A 19,592-nucleotide genomic window follows, 5' to 3' on the forward strand; every position below is an offset into this window, starting at 1 on the left:
TCCGGATTAGATCAGGGCCACGGCCAGGATGACCACGCTGACGACGATGGTGACGGCCCACAGCCCTTTCACGATGGGGCCCGGCCCCATTTTCTCGCTGTTGACCACGATATTGGCGGCCTTCGGCGCCAGATCGAACCAGGTTTTGGTATGCAGCGCCGCCGCCAGCAGGGCGACGACGTTGATCAACAGCACCAGCGGATTCTGCAAGAAACCGACGAAGCCGGCCCAGCTTTCGGCGCCGCCCTTCAGCGCGAACACGCCGTAGAGCAGCACGATGCTGAACCACACCGCCAGCACCGAGGTGCCTTCGCGCAGCATGTAGAAACGGTAGAAGCCGAGCTTTTGCCACCAGGTGGGCGTCATGGTGCGCACATAGGGCTTACGTTGAGTTGTCATGGCAATTTTTCTCCCTTATTGCGGCTTCAACATGGCGATCATGAAGTCTTTGGCGCTCTCCACCTTGCCCTGCTGGATGGCGGCGGCGGGATCGACGTGTTTCGGGCAGACTTCAGAGCAATAGCCGACGAAGGTGCAGCTCCAGACGCCGTTTTGGCCGTTGAGCTGCGGCATGCGCTGTTTCTTGCCGTGGTCGCGGTTGTCCAGGTTATAGCGGTGCGCCAGCGTGATCGCCGCCGGGCCGATAAACTCGGGGTTGAGGCCGAACTGCGGGCACGCGGCGTAGCACAGGCCGCAGTTGATGCAGCCGGAGAACTGGTGGTACTTGGCCATCTGCGCCGGGGTCTGCACGTTCGGGCCATCCTCCGGTTTGCGATCGTTGCCGATGATGTACGGTTTGATCGCCTCCAGGCTTTCGATGAAGTGGGTCATGTCGACCACCAGATCGCGCTCGATCGGGAAGTTGCCCAGCGCTTCGACCTTCATGCCGCCGACGTAGTCGCGCAGGAAGGTTTTGCACGCCAGCTTCGGCACGCGGTTGACCATCATGCCGCAGGAGCCGCAGATCGCCATGCGGCACGACCAGCGGTAGGAGAGATCCGGCGCCAGGTTATCCTTGATGTAGCCCAGCGCGTCGAGCAGCGAGGTTTGTTCGTCGTAAGGCACGGCGTAAGTGACGAAATGCGGCTCGGCGTCGCTTTCCGGGTTATAGCGCATGACGTCGATCTTCAGGGTTTGCATCTCAGCCATTTGCCTGCTCCTTATTCTTTTTCTCCTGCGCTTCGGCTTCTGCGCCGTAGACGCGTTTGGCCGGCGGCAGCTTGGTGATTTTCACGTCGCTGTATTCAAGACGCGGCGCGCCCTGCGGATTGTGGAACGCCAGCGTATGCTTGAGGAAGTTGACGTCGTCACGCTCGGTGCAGCCTTCGTCCAGGCGCTGGTGGGCACCGCGCGATTCTTTGCGGTTAAACGCCGAATGCGCCATACACTCGGCGACGTCCAGACCGTAGCCCAGCTCGATGGTGTACAGCAGATCGGTATTGAACACGCTGGAGTTGTCGGTGATGTTGACGCGCTTGAAACGTTCTTTCAGCTCGGCCAGCTTATCGATGGTTTTTTGCATCAGCTCCGGTGTACGGTAGATGCCGCAGCCTTCTTCCATCGACAGCCCCATCTCGTCGCGGATCTTCGCCCAGTTTTCGTTGCCTTCCTGCTTCATCAGGTTGCTCAGGCGGGTTTCGACGTCGCGGGTTTGCGCATCCAGCGCGCTGCCGTTGGCCGGCGCGGTTTCCAGCGCGCGGCGCGCGGCGTGTTCACCGGCGACGCGGCCGAATACCACCAGTTCCGCCAGCGAGTTGGAGCCGAGACGGTTGGCGCCGTGCAAGCCGACGGAGGAACATTCGCCGACCGCGAACAGCCCCTTGATGCGGGTTTCGCAGTTCTGGTCGGTTTCAATGCCGCCCATGGTGTAGTGCGCGGTAGGGCGCACCGGGATCGGATCTTTCACCGGATCGACGCCGACGTAGGCCTTGGCCAGTTCACAGATGAACGGCAGCCGTTCCAGCAGCTTTTTCTCGCCCAGGTGGCGCAGATCGAGGTAGACCACGTCGCCGCGCGGGGTGGCGATGGTGCGGCCGGCGCGCCATTCGTGCCAGAAGGCCTGGGACACTTTATCGCGCGGGCCCAGCTCCATGTATTTGTTCTTCGGCTCGCCCAGCGGGGTTTCCGGGCCCATGCCGTAGTCTTGCAGGTAACGGTAGCCGTCTTTGTTCACCAGAATGCCACCTTCGCCGCGGCAGCCCTCGGTCATCAGGATGCCGGAACCGGGCAGGCCGGTCGGGTGATACTGCACGAACTCCATGTCGCGCAGCGGTACGCCGTGGTGGAACGCCATGCCCATGCCGTCGCCGGTGACGATGCCGCCGTTGGTGTTGTAGCGATAAACGCGCCCGGCGCCGCCGGTGGCCATCACCACCGCGTTGGCGCGGATCTGCACGCGGGTGCCTTCCATCATGTTGAGCGCCACCAGGCCGCGCGCCTGACCGTTATCCACCAGGATATCCAGCACGAAGTGCTCGTCGAAGCGTTGGATCTGCGGGTATTTCAGCGAGGTCTGGAACAGGGTGTGCAGCATGTGGAAGCCGGTCTTGTCGGCGGCGAACCAGGTGCGTTCGATCTTCATGCCGCCGAAGCGCCGCACGTTGACCGAACCGTCCGGTTTGCGGCTCCACGGGCAGCCCCACTGCTCAAGCTGGGTCATCTCGCGCGGGCACTGATGCACGAAGTGATCGACCACGTCCTGCTCGCACAGCCAGTCGCCGCCGGCGACGGTGTCGTGGAAGTGATAGTCGAAGGTATCGTGATCCTGGGTGACGGCGGCGGAGCCCCCCTCGGCGGCGACCGTGTGGCTGCGCATCGGGTAGACCTTAGAGATCAGCGCGATTTTCAGTTGGGGATTGGCTTCCGCTGCGGCTATTGCTGCACGTAAACCAGCGCCCCCGGCCCCAATAATGGCAAGATCGGCGTTAAAGGTTTGCACTGCATTCCTCCAATGTTCTTATCAAGAACGGCAAGTTAAATATCTATGCTTAAAATTTAGCGAACTCTTCGGGTGCTAACTAATTGAACCGATTAATGTTGCTTAAAGGTTAAGGATAGATATCTCCCACCAATAATGGGGAATTAACTATACCTAAAGTTAAGTAGTGGAAATTTGATGTGATCGATTGTTTTGTCGATTAACGCTCGCTCAACAGGCCTGTCTGCCTTTTCGCGTGTTCGGCGTGCTTTACCCTTTTTAACGCGCTTTTGCCGCCTATTTATCGGAAATTGGCGTTATCGCCGGTTGCGCATCGTGAAGAATTTGTTTGGCTGCAAGGATGCGAGTAGACTGCATCCCCTGTTTGATTTCGGAGTTAATTACCATGAGCGAAACGGCAAGCTGGCAGCCTAGTGCACCCATCGCCAATTTGTTGAAACGCGCAGCGATTCTGGCTGAGATCCGGCGTTTCTTCGCCGATCGTGGCGTGCTGGAAGTTGAGACGCCCACCATGAGCCAGGCGACGGTCACCGACGTTCACCTGTTCCCGTTCGAAACGCGTTTCGTCGGGCCGGGGGCGGCGGAAGGCCTGACGCTATACATGATGACCAGCCCGGAATATCACATGAAGCGCCTGCTGGCGGCGGGCAGCGGCCCGATCTACCAAATGGGGCGCAGCTTCCGCAATGAAGAAGCCGGGCGGCACCATAACCCCGAATTCACCATGCTGGAGTGGTACCGTCCGCACTACGACATGTACCGCCTGATGAATGAGGTGGACGATCTGCTGCAACAGGTGCTGGACTGCGAGAGCGCGGAGACTCTGTCCTATCAGCAGGCGTTCCTGCGCCATCTGGACATCGATCCGCTGTCGGCGGAGAAGGCGCAGCTGCGCGAAGCGGCGGCCAAACTCGATCTGAGCAACATCGCCGATACCGAAGAAGATCGCGATACGCTGCTGCAGCTGCTGTTCACCGTGGGGGTGGAGCCGCATATCGGCCGTGAAAAACCGGCGTTCGTGTACCACTTCCCGGCCAGCCAGGCGGCGTTGGCGGAGATCAGCACCGAAGACCACCGCGTGGCGGAGCGTTTCGAGGTGTACTTCAAGGGCATTGAGCTGGCGAACGGTTTCCGCGAGCTGACCGACGGCCGTGAACAACAGCAGCGCTTCGAGCAGGACAACCGCAAACGCGCGGAGCGCGGCCTGCCGCAGCAACCGATCGACTACAACCTGTTGGCGGCGTTGCAACACGGCATGCCGGAGTGTTCCGGCGTGGCGCTGGGCGTGGATCGTCTGGTGATGCTGGCGCTGGGCGCCGAGAGCCTGAGCGACGTACTGGCCTTCCCGGTTGGGATCGCCTGACGTTTCAGGCGGTAAGAAAAGCAAAAGGGTCGGCATTTGCCGGCCCTTTTTTTATCGCGAGAAACGCTTACAGCCCCCCGGCGTCGCGCTTGGTGTTCGGCGCCGGCGTGGACGGCGGCGTGCGGCCGTTGTTGGTCAGTCGCGACAGCGTCTCGGTACGTACCTGGAATGGCGGGTACGGCAGCGTGATGCCGTGCTCGCGGTAGCCCGCCAGGATCAGCTGGTGGATCTCATGGCGCAGCGGCATACGGTGGCCCATCTCGGCGGCGTAAATACGCATCTCGAAGATCTGAATGCCTTGCTGCAGATCGACCAGATAGACCTCCGGCGCCGGGTTATCCAGCACCAGCGCGCAGCGCTCGGCGGCGTTCATCAGGATCTTGGTCACTTCTTCGCTGTTGGCCTCGCCCGGCGCTGGTACGGTCAGCACCACACGGGTCAGGGTGTCGGATAGCGACCAGTTGACGAACTGCTCGGTGATGAACGCTTTGTTCGGCACGATGATCTCTTTGCGGTCCCAGTCCGAGATGGTGGTGGCGCGGGTATTGATCTTGGTGACGGTGCCGGTCAGGTTGCGGATCGTCACGGTGTCGCCGATGCGGATCGGTTTCTCGAACAGGATGATCAAGCCGGAGATGAAGTTGGAGAAGATCTCCTGCATGCCGAAGCCCAACCCCAGACTGAGCGCGGTAACCACCCACTGCAGTTTCGACCATTCGATGCCGATCCAGGCGAAGCTGAGCACCGCGCCGAACAGCAGCAGCAGGTACTTGGTGATGGTGGTGATGGCGTAGCCGGTGCCCGGCGACAGATCGAGGTGCTGCAATACCGCCAGCTCCAGCAGCGCCGGCAGGTTGCGCACCAGCTGCATGGTGATGATCAACACCAGAATGGCAATCAGAACCGCGCCGAGGGTGATCGGATGGGCGGTTTCCACGCCGTTCACCGTCGAGGTCACGTCCCACAGCGAGATGTTTTCCAGGAAGGCGAACGCGGAGTGGATCTCCGACCACAGCACGATCACCGACACCAGTGCGATCAGCGTCAGGATCGAACGCACCAGCCGCAGCGACTGGGCGCTGATGGTGTCCAGATCGAAATCCGAATCGTCCGGATCGATGGATCCTTCGGTGCTGTTCGGGGTGTGCGAAGTTTCGTCTTCGCCGCGGGCACGCTGTGCCAGGATGTCGGCACGGCGCTGTTTGGCGCGATCGAAGGCGATGCGCCGCCGTTGGATCAGCATCCAACGGCGGATGATGTGGTAGACGACCAGCAGCAGGAACCAGATCGCCACCGAGGTTTCCAGACGCGCCAACAGCGCCTGCGCGGTGGTGAGGTAACCGACGGTCGACGCCAGCGCCGCCAGCAGCGGCGCCGACAGCAGCAGCCCCCAGAAGGCGCTGTTGAGCATGTTGTCGCCGGAGCCGTTTTTATCCAGATACAGCGGAATGCCGGCGCGTTTCAGGCTGTGGGTGACCAGCGCCAGCGCCAGACACAGCAGGATGAAGCACAGCCGCCCCAGGGTGTTGGCGAACTCACGTTCTTTCAGGCTATCGAAGGTGATCAGCGCCATGATCAGCGGCACGATCAGCCAGATCGACATCTTGTAGTAGCGCATGGCGCGCGAAACCTGCTTCGCCGGCCAGCGGAAGTGCACGATGAACAGCCCCTGCGGGTGGGCGAAGGCGGCGCAGATCATACAGATCCACAGGATCGGCAGCGTGGCGGTTACCCCTTTGCCGATCGCTTCCGCCACTGGGTAGTTCCAGGCGCTTTGCAGGCCGTAGCCGAGCGCGGCCCACAGTACCGGCAGAGGCAGCGCCACCAGAATCGACCAGAACACGGTGCGCACCGTCAGGAAGAATTCATCCTGCGTCACCTTGCCGACGCGGCTGCTGGCGCGCTCGAGGAAGGCGTGATAGTGCTTGCGCGAGCTGATGCTGAAAATCACCAGCAGCAGGGCGCCGAAGATCGGGATCAGCGTTTCGCGGCTGGTCACCATCATCATGAAGGCGCCGCCGAGCTGCGACAGCGTGTCCAGCGACAGGACGCGTGTCAGATCGTGCGCCACGTTGAGCGGGTAGGAGAAGTTGATCGGATTGACGTCCGGTACCCAGAACAGGTAGCGGTGGGTGGCGTCGCGAATTTCGTTCAACGCTTCGATCAGCTGGGTGTTGGCCACCTTCAGCTTGGTCAACTCGAGGATTTGGGTGTCGCACCCGGACAACAACGAGTTGAGCAGCTCGCGCTGGGTGCGCAGCTGGGCATCGACGATGCGTTGCTCCTGGTTGGTCAGCGCGCTGCCGTCGTCGCGTTTGAATTCGCGCTGCGACAGTTTTTCCAGCTGATTTTCAAACTGCAGGCGCTGCACGCGCAGCTGAGCCATGTCGCCGTCCAGCTGTTGCGGCTTGGGCATTTCCGGCAGTGTCGCCACCTGGGCGCGCAGGGTTTCCCCCAGCGCCGACGACGAACCGAGCCACTGGGCCTGCTCGATGATGGTGCTCAGCGCCTGGCGCACTTGCAGCGTCTGCGCCGCCGCCTGCCGCTGCTGCGATGAAATCAGATCCATGCGCTGCGCCTGGCTGTTCAGCGCGGCGGACAGTTCGCGGTTGATCTGCAGCTGCTGGCTGATGCTTTTTGGCAAATCGCCGTTCTGCTCGGCCAACTGCTCGGTTTTTTCCAGCGCCAGCTCCGCTTCGCGTTGGCGTTGGGCGTTGAGGTTGTTGCGCAGCGCCTGCAGCTGAACGTCTATTTTCTCGTGGCGCTTTTTATAGACCTCGGCGCGCATGCGCGCCAGCTCCTGACGGTTGTTGGCCGACAGCTGCGCCAGTTCCAGTTCGTCCACTTTGGCTTTGCGCGCCGCGGCTTCGGCCTGCAGCAGGGCCAGGGCGGCCTGCGCATACGGCGTGGTCGGGTTGGCGGGCTGCGCCTGCAGGCGGCGCTGCACTTCCGTCAGCGCACGGCGGGCGTCGGTCTGCTGCTGCGGCAACTGGCCGAGCGAATCGCTGATCTCCCGCGTGCGATCCTGTTCTTGCTGTAGCAGTCGCGCCTGTTCCAGCAGCAGGCTGCTGGTTTGCAGGATCTGCTGTTCCAGCTCGGCGGCCGGCAAATCGTCGCCGTTAGGCAGGATCTTGTTGCTTTCCAGCACCAGCTGACGGCGCAGCTCCTGCGTCATCTTCGGAAAATCGTCGATCACCCTCTGATACTGCTCGGAGCGAGTCTGCGACTCTTTGCGCTCCGTCAGCCAGTTGAGGGCGCTTTGCAGCGCCTCGGTGGTTTCCGCCTGATTCGGCGCGTTTTTGCTGCTTTCCGCCTGCTTCAGCTCCTGTTTGAGCTGGCTCTCGGTCGGCACGGGGGCGGCCAGCGCCGGTTGCCACAGCAGGCAACCGAGCAAAAGCGTGATGAAAAGGCGCACGGCGTCGATTCCTTTAGAGCGGGGTCTGTGGCGTTTCAGCGGCGGCCGGGATTTCGGCGAAGGCTTCACCCATGCGGGTGACGGTGCCGTTATGCAGCTGCGGCGCAAACTGCACGCTGCCTGCGGTAAACAGGTTGATCACCGTGGAGCCGAGTTTGAAACGGCCCATCTCGGCGCCTTTTTCCATCGCGATGGCGCCTTCTTCACCGGCGGCTGGGTAGGTCCAGCGCTTGATGATGCCTTCGCGCGGCGGCGTGACGGTGCCGGCCCAGACGGTTTCGATGCTGCCGACGATGGTGGCGCCGACCAGGATTTGCACCATCGGCCCAATGTCGGTGTCGAATACGCAGATCACACGCTCGTTGCGCGCGAACAGATTAGGCACGTTGGCGGCGGTGAGCGGGTTGACCGAGAACAGATCGCCCGGCACATAGATCATTTCGCGCAGCACGCCGGCGCACGGCATGTGTACGCGGTGATAGTCGCGCGGCGCCAGATAGGTGGTGGCGAACAGGCCGTTGCGGAACGGCTCGGCCAACAGATAGTTGCCGGCCAGCAGCGCTTCGAGGCTGTAGTGGTGGCCTTTGGCCTGGAAGATTTGATCCTCGCGGATCGGGCCGAGCTGGCTGATGGCGCCATCGGCGGGCAGCGCCAGCCAGTTGGCGTCGGCGACGATCGGGCGCGCGCCGTCGCGCAGCGGGCGCACGAAGAAATCGTTGAAGGTGGCGTAAGACGCCAGGTCCGGATTTTGCGCTTCCTGCATGTCCACGCGGTAGTAGCGGGCGAAGGTTTTGACCACCAGTTGGGTCAGCCAGCCGGCCCGTTTGTCGGCGCCCCAGCCCGCCAGGCGGGTCAGCGCCAGCTTCGGCAGCCAATATTGCAGTTTAATCTTGATGCTATCCAGCACGTTAACCTCGTGAATCAGGGTAAAGGGCGCGCATTGTAACGAGGGCTCCGCCGTCGTCAATGCCCGCTCGTCAGTGTCAGTCTGCGGCGTCCGTGAAGTTCTTGCGAACCTTCACCTGCGCCATGCTTTCCAGAATGCGGTGGTAGTTGTCGAACCGCTCTTGCGCGATATCGCCTTTCTCCATCGCCGCGCGAATGGCGCAGCCGGGATCGGTATCGTGGCGGCAGTCGCGGAATTTGCAACCGCCTAAATAATCACGGAATTCGACAAAGCCGCGGGTGATTTGTTCCGGCTCCAGGTGCCACAGGCCAAACTCGCGCACTCCCGGGGAGTCGATCACGTCGCCGCCGTGCTGGAAATGGTACAGCCGCGCGGCGGTGGTGGTATGTTGCCCGAGGCCCGAGACGTCGGAAACCTGATTTACCAGAATTTGCTCTTCAGACGGCGGCAGCAGCGCGTTCAGCAAGCTGGACTTGCCGACCCCGGACTGACCGGCGAAGATGCTGATACGCCCGGCCAGCGCCTGTTCGAACTCCGCCATGCCTTCCCGCGTTTGGCTGGAGACTTCCAGCACCCGGTAGCCAATCTTGCGATAGATATCCATCATGCCGTCGACCAGCTTGCGCGCTTCGGCGTCCAGCAGGTCAATTTTGTTGAGCACGATCAGCGGCTCGACTTCGAGCGTTTCGCAGGCCACCAGATAACGGTCGATGATGTTCAGCGACAGCTCGGGCAGGATCGCCGACACGATGACGATCTGATTGATATTGGCGGCGATCGGCTTCACGCCGTCGTAGAAGTCCGGGCGCGTCAGCACCGAGGTGCGTTCGTGCACCGCTTCCACAATGCCTTTTACCCCTTCATGGGCACCCAGACCGGGGCGCCATACCACGCGATCGCCGGTGACCAGCGAACGCAGCGTGCGGCGGATGTTGCAGCGGTGCTGAGTGCCATCCGGCGCCTCAACGTCGGCGTGCATGCCGAAACGGCTGATGACGACGCCTTCCTGCGGCTCGCCCAGTTGGGAATCATCAGGTTCCGGTTTGTTGTCAGCGCGCTTCAGACGGCGCTGATGGTTCGCCTGCACGCGGCGTTGCTGACCTTTGGACAGTTTGTTCTTACTCACTGCGCCTCACTTGAATCGGTTTTATACCTTTACGTATACGCACAGCCGCGGCGGGGGACTTGCCCCGGGCGCAGCCTTGAACCCGTCAGGGTATATGTCGCCCATGGCGACCAAAAAGACTATGATACACGCTATTTTATATTAAATAACCGTTGTTAGCCGCCGGCTGCGGCGTGTCGCCATCGGCGGCGGCCGTCGTCTCGTCCGTACAGCGTTTTTCTCTCGGCTTTTAGGCAGGAAACATCATGACAGCAAACGAAAATAACCTGATTTGGATCGATTTGGAGATGACCGGGCTGGATCCCGAGCGTGACCGCATTATCGAGATCGCCACGCTGGTCACCGACGCCAATCTGAACATCCTGGCGGAAGGGCCGGTGATCGCCGTGCACCAATCCGACGAGCAGCTGGCCTTGATGGACGAGTGGAACGTGCGCACCCATACCGGCAGCGGGCTGGTGGAGCGGGTGAAAGCCAGTCGGCAGGACGATCGCGCCGCCGAGCTGGAAACCATCGCCTTCCTGCAGCAATGGGTGCCGGCCGGCAAATCGCCGATCTGCGGCAACAGCGTGGGCCAGGATCGCCGTTTCTTGTTCCGCTACATGCCGGAGCTGGAGGCCTACTTCCATTACCGCTACCTGGACGTCAGCACGCTGAAGGAACTGGCGCGCCGTTGGAAGCCGGAAATTCTCGGCGGCTTTAAGAAGCAGGGCACCCATCAGGCGCTGGATGACATCCGCGAATCGGTGGCCGAACTGGCTTATTACCGCGAACATTTCATTCAGCTTTAAGGCGATGGCGGCCTCTGCGGGGAAAAAACGCCGTTTTTAGGCGCTTAATTCGCCAATCTGGCGCTTTAATCGGCAATCAAACAAAAATCGCGTTTTTTTGCTTTCAGGGGCTTGCGACAAAAAGGATTTCTCGTATAATGCGCACCCCGTACCGATGAAGAATTTCGTAAAGTTCCACCATCGATACGCCGGGCGGGAATAGCTCAGTTGGTAGAGCACGACCTTGCCAAGGTCGGGGTCGCGAGTTCGAGTCTCGTTTCCCGCTCCAAATTCAACAATGTCGCGATGCGGCATGATGAATAAATAAAGCAGTATCAAGCAGTACCTATGCGACGCGGGAATAGCTCAGTTGGTAGAGCGCAACCTTGCCAAGGTTGAGGTCGCGAGTTCGAGCCTCGTTTCCCGCTCCAAAAATTCAAAGGTCACGCCAGTGTTTGGTGACCGGATGCCAAAAGCATCTCAATGCGGGAATAGCTCAGTTGGTAGAGCACGACCTTGCCAAGGTCGGGGTCGCGAGTTCGAGTCTCGTTTCCCGCTCCAATTTTCTCTTCGTTTCAAACTCAAATCCAACGCCTTATCCGGCGCGGGTTTTTGTCCTGTTTTACACACCTGCTAAAAACGTTGTGAACAGAGTTATCCACAGCCTCTGTACATAAACCCACCAGCCTGAAAAATCAACGTCATACAAATTAAATATTTATACATTTGATTTATAAGCTTATTTATTTATCCCAAAACGTTATGCCGATCACTTGCTCTTTTTGTTGCAGTTGAAAGACAACGTGTTTTTATTTTTATGCACAAATCCACAGAGTGAGATTTCGGGCGATACGCCCGCGCGGCGCACCCCGTCAGGCATCCCTTGGCAAACCTTTTTCCACAGCCCGTATCAACCGTTTTTTCTGCGCCGTTTGCACCTCGATGCCCTGCGCTTCACGGCGAGCGAGCTGTTGCGCCAGCGCCCAGTGGATATGTTCGTCCAGCATGGCGTCTTGGCCCAAGCGCGTGCGCAGCGCGAGCACGATGCTGTCCTCATAAGGTGCATTGCCCAGCGCCACGGCGATATTGCGCAGCCAGCGCAGGTGACCGATGCGGCGTATCGCCGAGCCTTCGGTGATGCGCAGGAATTTTTCTTCCGTCCAACTGAACAGATCGATCAGCTGCGGCGCATGCAACGCGGCGCGCGGGCTGAAATCGTCTTCGTCGGTGAGTTGTGAAAAGCGGTTCCACGGGCAGATCAGCTGGCAGTCGTCGCAGCCGTAGATACGGTTGCCGAGCAGCGGCCGGAATTCCTCCGGGATCGCGCCTTCCAGCTCGATGGTCAGGTAGGAAATGCAGCGCCGGGCATCGACGGTGTAGGGCGCGACGATGGCCCCGGTCGGGCAAGTGGTGATGCAGGCGACGCAGCGGCCGCACTGCTCTTCCTGCGGCTGATCCACCGGCAGCGGCAGGTCGATCAGCAGTTCGCCGAGGAAAAACCAGGATCCGGCTTCGCGGTTAAGAATTAGTGAGTGTTTACCAACCCAGCCGATGCCCGCCTTGGCGGCCAGCGCGCGCTCCATGACCGGCGCCGAGTCGACAAAGGGGCGGAAATTTAGTTCGCCGCAGTAGGCCTGGATCTGATCGCCCAACTTTTTCAGGCGCTGACGCAACAGCTTGTGATAATCGCGCCCCAGCGCATAGCGGCTGACGTAGCCCAATTGCGGGTTCTGCAGGGTGCTGGCGAATGCCGCCTTGGCCGGCAGGTAGTTCATGCGTACGCTGATCACCCGCAGCGTGCCCGGCAACAGCTCGTGGGGGCGCGCGCGCAGCATGCCGTGGCGCGCCATCCACTCCATCTCGCCGTGGTACTGTTTGTCGAGCCAGGCCTGCAACTTCGGCTCTTCCAGGCTGAGATCGGTATCGCAGATGCCAACCTGCTGGAATCCTAGCGATTGCCCCCATTGCTTGATATGTTGGGCGAGTTGATGGAGATCGAGGGGGTGCGTCATGACGGGCCACAGTGAAAAAGCATACGCCGACAGTTTATCACACTCTGTCTGGCCTGCGGATTGGATCCGTCGTTCGGAACCTGCGGCGGCGGCCTCGCTCGGTCTTTCTCTTTACGATTTAATGCTGCGCGCCGGTCAGGCGGCCTACGTACTGGCGCGCGGCACTTATCCCTGCTGCAACCACTGGCTGGTGCTCTGTGGCCACGGCAACAACGGCGGCGACGGCTATGTGGTGGCGCGTTTGGCGAAGGCGGCGGGCGTGCAGGTGACGGTGATCGCCTGTGAAGGCGCACGCCCTTTGCCGCCGGAGGCCGCAGCGGCCCGCGAGGCCTGGCTGGCCGCCGGCGGCGATATTCTGCCGGCGAACAGCCGCTGGCCGGCGTCCGTCTCTCTTATTATCGACGGTCTGTTAGGCACCGGCCTCGCCAGCGTGCCGCGCGCGCCTTTTGATGCGCTGATTGAGGCCGCCAACCGCCATTCGGCGCCGGTGGTGGCGCTCGATATCCCGTCCGGGCTGCTGGCGGAAAGCGGCGCGGCGCCGGGCGCGGTTGTACGTGCCGCGCACACCGTCACATTTATCGGCCTCAAGCCGGGGTTGCTGACCGGCCAGGCGCGCGACTGGGTCGGGCAACTTCATCAGGATACGCTAGGCTTATCGGATTGGCTGGCGAAGCAACCGGTGCAGATTCAGCGGCTTACCGCCGAGGCGTTGCCGCGCTGGCTGCATCCGCGGCGCCCCTGCGCCCATAAGGGCGAACATGGTCGTCTGCTGCTGGTGGGCGGCGACCGCGGATTCGGCGGCGCCATTCGCATGGCGGCGGAAGCGGCGCTGCGCAGCGGGGCTGGATTGGTGCGAGTGCTTACTCACATTGAGCACGTCGCGCCGCTGCTGGCGGCCAGGCCGGAGTTGATGGTGCAGGCGCTGGACGAGACGACTTTGCGGCAGGCGATGCAATGGGCGGACGTGCTGGTGATTGGCCCGGGGCTGGGGCAGGCTGAGTGGGGCAAAAACGCCTTGAACGTGCTGCAAACCAGCGATAAACCGGCCTTGTGGGATGCCGATGCGCTGAACTTGCTGGCATTAAATCCCGAGAAACGGCAGAATCGCGTGATGACTCCGCATCCCGGAGAGGCGGCGCGGCTGTTGAGCTGCAGCAGTGCCGACATCGAAAGTGATCGCTTACTTGCCGTGCGTAACCTGACGGCGCGCTACGGCGGCGTGGCGGTGCTGAAAGGCGCCGGCACGCTGATCGCCGATGAGCAGGGCCAGATGGCGATCGCCGACGTCGGCAACGCCGGCATGGCCTCCGGCGGCATGGGCGATGTGCTGTCGGGCATCATCGGCGGTTTGCTGGCGCAAAAGCTCTCGCTGTATGATGCCGCCTGTGCGGGCTGCGTCGTACACGGTGCGGCCGGCGATCGCGTAGCGGAAAGACAAGGAACAAGAGGCATGTTGGCGACCGATTTACTGCCGGACATCCTTCATTTCGTTAACCCTGAGTGGGCAAAATAGACTTTATCGAATGAAAGAACTCGTTTTACCTCTGCCGGACGAGGCAGCGACTGTCGCTTTGGGTACCACTTTGGCCAAGGCCTGCGATCGCGCCAGCGTCATCTATCTCTACGGCGACCTGGGCGCCGGTAAAACCACCTTCAGCCGTGGCTTCCTGCAGGCGTTGGGGCATCAGGGCAATGTCAAAAGCCCGACCTACACGCTGGTGGAGCCCTATGCCTTGCAGCCCTTGGCGGTATATCACTTCGATCTGTATCGCCTGGCCGATCCGGAAGAGCTTGAATTTATGGGCATTCGCGATTACTTCGCGCAAGACGCCATCTGCCTGGTCGAATGGCCGCAGCAGGGCACCGGCGTGCTGCCGGAGCCGGATCTGGCGCTGCACCTCAGCTATCAGGGCGAGGGACGAGAGGCGAAGATCGAGGCGATTTCTGCTTACGGCAGCCAGCTGTTAGACCGTATTCATGGATCACAGGGATGATGCTGCAATGACGCATGCGTTGAAAAAATTTGCGGTCATCATGCTGATCGCCGTGCTGGGGCCGCTCGGCGCGTTGAACGCGCTGGCGGCGTCCTCGCTGTCCGATATCAAAGTGTCCAACGCCCAGCGCGAAGCGACGGTGTCGGTGAGCTTCAATGGCCCGCCGGACTACGCGTTTTTCCCGCTGCACGGCCCGGAGCGCGTGGTGCTGGACGTCAACCAGAAAGGCAAGGTCGGCGGGCTGCCGCTCAATTTCAGCGGCCAAAACCTGGTGAAAAGCATTCGCTCCAGCGCGCCGAAAGACGCTCAGAGCGTGCGTCTGGTGTTTGATCTGACTCAGCGCGCCAAAACCCGCGTCTCCACCCGCCAGAACGGCGGCGTGCACACCGTGGTATTCACCCTTACGGCCGAAGGCGGCGCCAATACCGTGGCGCGTAAAGCGCCGGTCCAAACGCCTGCGCCGGTCGCCGTCAGCCAACCGCCGCGTCAGGCGCCGGTCGCGGTGCGTGAAGCGCCGGAGCCGCCGCTGCGCAAAGCGCCGACGGGATCGAATCCCTTTACCAATAAACAGAGCGTAGTCGCGGGCACCGCCACTGAGGTGACGCCGCGCAGCAGCCGTGTTTCCGCCGGTTCCGGCGATCGGGTGGTGGTGGCGATCGACGCCGGCCACGGCGGCCAGGATCCGGGCGCCATCGGCCCGAGCGGGTTGAAGGAGAAGAATGTCACTATCGCCATCGCGCGTCGCCTGCAGGCGATGCTGGACGCCGATCCGCAGTTCAAGCCGGTGCTGACGCGTAACGGCGACTATTTTATTTCGGTGATGGGGCGTTCCGACGTTGCGCGTAAACAGGGCGCCAACGTACTGGTCTCCATCCACGCCGACGCCGCGCCAAACCGCAGCGCCAGCGGGGCTTCCGTTTGGGTGCTGTCCAATCGCCGCGCCAACAGCGAAATGGCCGGCTGGCTCGAACAGCATGAGAAGCAGTCCGAGCTGCTCGGCGGTGCCGGCGACTTGCTGGCCAACAGCCAGGCCGACCCTTATCTGAGCCAGGCGGTGCTGGATCTGCAGTTCGGCCACTCGCAGCGCGTTGGCTACGATGTGGCGGTGAAGGTGCTGCAGCAGCTGCAGAGCGTCGGATCGTTGCATAAACGCCGGCCGGAACACGCCAGCCTGGGCGTGCTGCGTTCGCCGGATATTCCATCGCTGCTGGTGGAAACAGGATTTATCAGTAATAGCACGGAGGAGCGGCTGCTGGGCAGTAGCGCGTATCAGGAGAAGATTGCCAAGGCCATTCATAACGGCCTGCGCAGCTACTTCCTGGCGCATCCGCTGCAAGCCGACCCAAAGGTGGAAAACCGACCGCTGGACGTCGCAGCGGCGGTTAACACCTCAACACCAGACGTGCGCCAGCCTGAGCCTATCGTCAACTCGGCCGGCGCGAGCCGCAGCGTAAGCGGCAAGACCCAGATCCACGTGGTTAAACGGGCGGAGACGCTTTCCGGCATCGCCGACAGCTACGGCACGACCATGGCGGCGCTGCGGGATCTGAACAAACTGAAGAAAGACGGCGTGTGGGTCGGGCAACGCCTGAAGGTGCCGGCGGGGAAAACCGCCGCCGTCACCGCCGTCGCCAAAGCGAAAACGCCGGCGAAGAAGCCGTCTAAACATAAAGTGGCCCGTGGGGACACGCTGTCCTCTATCGCTTCTCGTTATGGGGTCAGCGTCGGCGATCTGAAACGGGTCAATAATCTGAAGTCGGACGTCGCGCCGTTGGATCGGACGCTGACCATTCCGCAGGCCTAGCGCCACCGCTACAGGAGTCAGAATGCCTATCCAGGTGTTACCGCCACAGCTCGCCAACCAGATCGCCGCCGGAGAGGTGGTCGAACGCCCCGCGTCGGTCGTCAAAGAGCTGGTGGAAAACAGCCTGGACGCCGGTGCGACGCGCATCGATATCGATATCGAACGCGGCGGCGCCAAGCTGATCCGCATTCGCGACAACGGCTGCGGTATCGGCAAGGACGATCTGGCGCTGGCGCTGGCGCGGCACGCCACCAGTAAAATCAGCACGCTCGACGACCTGGAGGCGATCGTCAGCCTCGGTTTTCGCGGCGAAGCGCTGGCCAGCATTAGCTCGGTTTCCCGTTTGACCCTGACGTCGCGCACCGCAGACCAGAGCGAAGCGTGGCAAGCCTATGCCGAAGGGCGCGAACAGGCGGTGACGATCAAACCCGCTGCGCACCCGGTCGGCAGCACGCTGGAAGTGCTGGATTTGTTTTACAACACGCCGGCGCGCCGCAAGTTCATGCGCACCGAGAAAACCGAATTCGGCCATATCGATGAAGTGGTGCGGCGCATCGCGCTGGCGCGCTTCGATGTGGCGATCAACCTTAGCCATAACGGCAAACTGATCCGCCAATATCGGGCGGCGAAGGAAGAAAGCCAGCACGAGCGCCGTTTGGGCAGCATCTGCGGCCCGGCGTTTTTGCAGCATGCGCTGAACATCGACTGGCAGCATGGCGATCTGAACATCCGCGGTTGGGTGGCGGATCCGGACGGGGCGCGCCAGCTGGGTGAAATGCAGTATTGCTACGTCAACAGCCGCATGATGCGCGATCGCTTGATCAACCACGCCATTCGTCAGGCCTATCAGGATCAGCTGAAAGACGATCAGCAGCCCGCTTACGTGTTGTATCTGGAGGTGGATCCGCACCAGGTGGACGTCAACGTTCATCCCGCCAAGCACGAGGTGCGTTTCCATCAGGCGCGGCTGGTGCACGATTTTATCTACCAGGCGGTGACCACGGTGCTGCAACAGGCCGGGCAGACGCCGTCGCTGCCGCTGGCGGAAACGCCTGACGAGGCGCCTGCGCCGGTCTGGCAGCAGGAAAACCGCGTCGCCGCCGGCGGCAACCATTTTTCTCAGCCTGCGCCGCGTCGCGAAACGCCGCCACCGGCCGGCGCTGCCCGCGAGCGCCCCCCCCAGCAGGGCTGGCAAACGGCGGGCGGTTACCAGAAACGCGAAGGCGAGCTGTATGGCAAACTGATGCGGCCTGCCGCCGAGCCGCAGGCTGAGGCCGCGCCGGAAGCCCCGAGTCGGCCGCCGCTGTTCCCGTCGGTGAAAGCCGCCGTGGAAACGCCGTTGGCGAGCGGGCAACACAGCTTTGGCCGGGTGCTGATGATCCATCCGCCGTGCTACGCACTGATTGAACAGCGTCAGCAGCCGGCGTTGCTCAACCTGACGGTGGCCGAGCGCTGGCTGCGCCAGGCGCAGCTCAATCCGCCGACGGAAGGGCTGCGGCCGCAGCCGCTGCTGATCCCAGTCAAGCTGACGTTGGACAAGAACGAAGCGGCGGCCATCGCGCGGCATCAGGCGCTGCTGACGATGATGGGGCTGGATTTGCAGACGGATCACGGCCGTGTGACGTTGCGCGCAGTGCCTTTACCATTACGCCAACAAAATTTACAAAAACTGATACCCGAACTGTTAGGCTATCTGGCCGAGCATCAGGAGATGTCGCCCGCGGTGTTGGCCACCTGGCTCGCTCGCCATCTCGGCAGTGAACATGAACAGTGGAACACCTCGCAAGCGATACAATTGCTGACCGACGTTGAACGACTTTGCCCGCAGCTGGTCAAATCGCCACCGAGCGGACTTTTACAACCTGTTGATTTACAGGCCGCACTGGCGGCCCTCAAGCATGACTAACACTGAAATGACATCACGTCCCCCGGCTATTTTCATTATGGGGCCGACCGCCTCGGGCAAGACCGCGCTGGCGATCGCGCTGCGCGAGCGCCTGCCGGTGGAACTGATCAGCGTCGATTCCGCGCTGATTTATCGCGGCATGGATATCGGCACCGCCAAGCCGAGCGCCGAAGAATTGGCGCAGGCGCCGCATCGGCTGATCGATATTCGCGATCCCGCTGAAGCTTACTCGGCTGCGGAGTTCCGCGCCGATGCGCTGAAAGAGATGGCCGACATCACCGCCGCCGGCCGTATTCCGCTGTTGGTGGGCGGCACCATGTTGTATTTCAAGGCGTTGCTGGAAGGATTGTCGCCGTTGCCGTCCGCCGATCCCGCGGTGCGCGAGCGCATCGAACGGCAAGCGGCGGAGCAGGGCTGGGAGGCGCTGCACCGTCAGTTACAGGCGATCGATCCGGTCGCGGCAGTGAGAATTCATCCGAATGATCCGCAGAGACTGTCCAGAGCACTGGAAGTTTTTTTTATTTCGGGTAAAACTTTAACGGAACTGACTAAAATTTCGGGTGAATCGTTACCGTATCAAGTTCACCAATTTGCGATAGCGCCGACCAGCCGTGAGTTGATCCATCAACGCATCGAGCTGCGGTACCATCAAATGTTGGCGGCGGGTTTTGAGACGGAAGCGCGTGCACTTTTCGCACGGGGTGATTTGCATACGGACTTGCCCTCCATTCGCTGTGTCGGTTACCGCCAGATGTGGTCATACTTGTCTGGTGAAATTAGTTACGATGAGATGGTTTATCGTGGTATTTGCGCAACACGTCAGTTGGCTAAACGCCAGATGACCTGGTTACGGGGTTGGGAGTCGGTCCATTGGTTGGACAGTGAAAAGCCGGGAGAGGCTTTGGACTCGGTGACACAGGTTGTTAGTGCATAGGTTGGGTGATTGTGTACAATTGCTGAGTATTCAGCGCGCAAATTTTTTACGTCGTTTATTTTAGAGCCGACAGGTTCTTAGTTACAAACAACAAGCAAATAAGGAAAAGATAGAATGGCTAAGGGGCAACCTTTGCAAGATCCGTTCCTGAACGCATTGCGTCGTGAACGTGTTCCGGTTTCTATTTATTTGGTGAATGGTATTAAGCTGCAAGGCCAGATTGAGTCTTTTGACCAGTTTGTCATCCTGTTGAAGAACACGGTTAGCCAGATGGTGTACAAGCACGCTATCTCTACCGTTGTCCCGTCACGCCCGGTCTCGCATCACAGCAACAATCCGAGCGGCGGTTCAAGCAACTATCACCATGGTAACAATCCGTCTGCGCAGCAACAGCCGCAGCAGGAAAGCGATGACGCTGAATAA

15 protein-coding genes and 3 tRNA genes are annotated in these 19,592 nt (G+C 61.1%); 11 read left to right on the forward strand and 7 right to left on the reverse strand.

Annotation, left to right across the window (positions count from 1 at the left end):
• Window positions 1-6 precede the first annotated feature (6 nt).
• The 3 genes from frdC to frdA are packed head-to-tail and all read right to left on the reverse strand — an operon-like array spanning window position 7 to window position 2,938.
• Window positions 7-399: a fumarate reductase subunit FrdC gene (gene frdC / locus J9788_RS14540; protein WP_004929673.1), complete on the reverse strand. Its 393-nt coding sequence runs from the start codon at window positions 397-399 to the stop codon at window positions 7-9.
• A 15-nt stretch (window positions 400-414) separates the two neighbouring features.
• The gene (locus J9788_RS14545; RefSeq protein ID WP_004929676.1) at window positions 415-1,149 is read right to left on the reverse strand and encodes a succinate dehydrogenase/fumarate reductase iron-sulfur subunit; all 735 of its coding nucleotides are present in this window, start codon (window positions 1,147-1,149) and stop codon (window positions 415-417) included.
• Complete coding sequence (gene frdA, locus J9788_RS14550) at window positions 1,142-2,938, reverse strand: fumarate reductase (quinol) flavoprotein subunit (protein WP_046897956.1); 1,797 nt, start codon at window positions 2,936-2,938, stop codon at window positions 1,142-1,144. The genes J9788_RS14545 and frdA overlap by 8 nt, the downstream gene beginning before the upstream one ends.
• Window positions 2,939-3,323: 385 nt before the next feature.
• Between frdA and epmA the strand changes: the two genes are divergently transcribed.
• On the forward strand, window positions 3,324-4,301 hold the full coding sequence (gene epmA / locus J9788_RS14555) for an elongation factor P--(R)-beta-lysine ligase (protein WP_004929681.1): 978 nt from the start codon (window positions 3,324-3,326) through the stop codon (window positions 4,299-4,301).
• Window positions 4,302-4,368: 67 nt separating this feature from the next.
• Here the strand turns inward: epmA and mscM are convergent, their stop codons facing one another.
• From mscM to rsgA, 3 genes are all read right to left on the reverse strand, one after another.
• Window positions 4,369-7,716 carry a miniconductance mechanosensitive channel MscM gene (gene mscM / locus J9788_RS14560; protein WP_046897957.1) on the reverse strand — a complete coding sequence of 1,116 codons (3,348 nt, stop codon included), beginning with the start codon at window positions 7,714-7,716 and terminating at the stop codon, window positions 4,369-4,371.
• Window positions 7,717-7,729: 13 nt separating this feature from the next.
• Window positions 7,730-8,623, reverse strand: coding sequence for an archaetidylserine decarboxylase (gene asd / locus J9788_RS14565; protein ID WP_182265152.1), 894 nt, complete (start codon window positions 8,621-8,623; stop codon window positions 7,730-7,732).
• Between the two features lie 76 nt (window positions 8,624-8,699).
• Complete coding sequence (rsgA, locus tag J9788_RS14570) at window positions 8,700-9,749, reverse strand: small ribosomal subunit biogenesis GTPase RsgA (RefSeq protein ID WP_033641617.1); 1,050 nt, start codon at window positions 9,747-9,749, stop codon at window positions 8,700-8,702.
• Between the two features lie 245 nt (window positions 9,750-9,994).
• Between rsgA and orn the strand changes: the two genes are divergently transcribed.
• The 4 genes from orn (at window position 9,995) to J9788_RS14590 (ending at window position 11,080) form a co-directional block, all read left to right on the forward strand.
• Window positions 9,995-10,540 carry an oligoribonuclease gene (gene orn / locus J9788_RS14575; protein WP_033641618.1) on the forward strand — a complete coding sequence of 182 codons (546 nt, stop codon included), beginning with the start codon at window positions 9,995-9,997 and terminating at the stop codon, window positions 10,538-10,540.
• A 192-nt stretch (window positions 10,541-10,732) separates the two neighbouring features.
• Window positions 10,733-10,808, forward strand: a tRNA-Gly gene (locus J9788_RS14580).
• A gap of 66 nt (window positions 10,809-10,874) precedes the next feature.
• Window positions 10,875-10,950 (forward strand) — tRNA-Gly (locus tag J9788_RS14585).
• A 54-nt stretch (window positions 10,951-11,004) separates the two neighbouring features.
• Window positions 11,005-11,080, forward strand: a tRNA-Gly gene (locus tag J9788_RS14590).
• Between the two features lie 311 nt (window positions 11,081-11,391).
• Here the strand turns inward: J9788_RS14590 and queG are convergent.
• A complete protein-coding gene (gene queG / locus J9788_RS14595) occupies window positions 11,392-12,531 on the reverse strand; it encodes a tRNA epoxyqueuosine(34) reductase QueG (protein WP_046688096.1) in 1,140 nt (379 codons plus the stop codon).
• Here queG and nnr point away from each other — a divergent pair.
• The 6 genes from nnr (at window position 12,530) to hfq (ending at window position 19,592) form a co-directional block, all read left to right on the forward strand.
• Window positions 12,530-14,044, forward strand: coding sequence for a bifunctional ADP-dependent NAD(P)H-hydrate dehydratase/NAD(P)H-hydrate epimerase (gene nnr, locus J9788_RS14600; protein WP_182265153.1), 1,515 nt, complete (start codon window positions 12,530-12,532; stop codon window positions 14,042-14,044). The two genes, queG and nnr, sit on opposite strands and share 2 nt — an antisense overlap.
• A 10-nt stretch (window positions 14,045-14,054) precedes the next feature.
• On the forward strand, window positions 14,055-14,525 hold the full coding sequence (tsaE, locus tag J9788_RS14605) for a tRNA (adenosine(37)-N6)-threonylcarbamoyltransferase complex ATPase subunit type 1 TsaE (protein ID WP_025305017.1): 471 nt from the start codon (window positions 14,055-14,057) through the stop codon (window positions 14,523-14,525).
• Window positions 14,526-14,532: 7 nt separating this feature from the next.
• A complete protein-coding gene (gene amiB / locus J9788_RS14610; RefSeq protein WP_046897961.1) occupies window positions 14,533-16,329 on the forward strand; it encodes an N-acetylmuramoyl-L-alanine amidase AmiB in 1,797 nt (598 codons plus the stop codon).
• 22 nt (window positions 16,330-16,351) lie between these two features.
• Entirely contained in the window at window positions 16,352-18,235 is a 1,884-nt protein-coding gene (mutL, locus tag J9788_RS14615) for a DNA mismatch repair endonuclease MutL (protein WP_182265154.1), read from the forward strand.
• Window positions 18,228-19,169, forward strand: coding sequence for a tRNA (adenosine(37)-N6)-dimethylallyltransferase MiaA (gene miaA, locus J9788_RS14620; RefSeq protein WP_046897963.1), 942 nt, complete (start codon window positions 18,228-18,230; stop codon window positions 19,167-19,169). The genes mutL and miaA overlap by 8 nt, the downstream gene beginning before the upstream one ends.
• A gap of 114 nt (window positions 19,170-19,283) precedes the next feature.
• Window positions 19,284-19,592, forward strand: a complete 309-nt coding sequence (gene hfq / locus J9788_RS14625; RefSeq protein ID WP_209333060.1) for an RNA chaperone Hfq — start codon at window positions 19,284-19,286, stop codon at window positions 19,590-19,592.

It is taken from the genome of Serratia sp. X10, from assembly GCF_017811775.1.
In the GTDB taxonomy this organism is placed as follows: domain Bacteria; phylum Pseudomonadota; class Gammaproteobacteria; order Enterobacterales; family Enterobacteriaceae; genus Serratia; species Serratia ureilytica.

Excerpts from the sequence above, each read along its gene's own strand:
- frdC (WP_004929673.1), bottom strand. The coding sequence starts at position 399 with ATGACAACTCAACGTAAGCCCTATGTGCGCACCATGACGCCCACCTGG.
- J9788_RS14545 (WP_004929676.1), bottom strand. The coding sequence starts at position 1,149 with ATGGCTGAGATGCAAACCCTGAAGATCGACGTCATGCGCTATAACCCG.
- epmA (WP_004929681.1), top strand. The coding sequence starts at position 3,324 with ATGAGCGAAACGGCAAGCTGGCAGCCTAGTGCACCCATCGCCAATTTG.
- orn (WP_033641618.1), top strand. The coding sequence starts at position 9,995 with ATGACAGCAAACGAAAATAACCTGATTTGGATCGATTTGGAGATGACC.
- nnr (WP_182265153.1), top strand. The coding sequence starts at position 12,530 with ATGACGGGCCACAGTGAAAAAGCATACGCCGACAGTTTATCACACTCT.
- queG (WP_046688096.1), bottom strand. The coding sequence starts at position 12,531 with ATGACGCACCCCCTCGATCTCCATCAACTCGCCCAACATATCAAGCAA.
- tsaE (WP_025305017.1), top strand. The coding sequence starts at position 14,055 with ATGAAAGAACTCGTTTTACCTCTGCCGGACGAGGCAGCGACTGTCGCT.
- amiB (WP_046897961.1), top strand. The coding sequence starts at position 14,533 with ATGACGCATGCGTTGAAAAAATTTGCGGTCATCATGCTGATCGCCGTG.
- mutL (WP_182265154.1), top strand. The coding sequence starts at position 16,352 with ATGCCTATCCAGGTGTTACCGCCACAGCTCGCCAACCAGATCGCCGCC.
- miaA (WP_046897963.1), top strand. The coding sequence starts at position 18,228 with ATGACTAACACTGAAATGACATCACGTCCCCCGGCTATTTTCATTATG.
- hfq (WP_209333060.1), top strand. The coding sequence starts at position 19,284 with ATGGCTAAGGGGCAACCTTTGCAAGATCCGTTCCTGAACGCATTGCGT.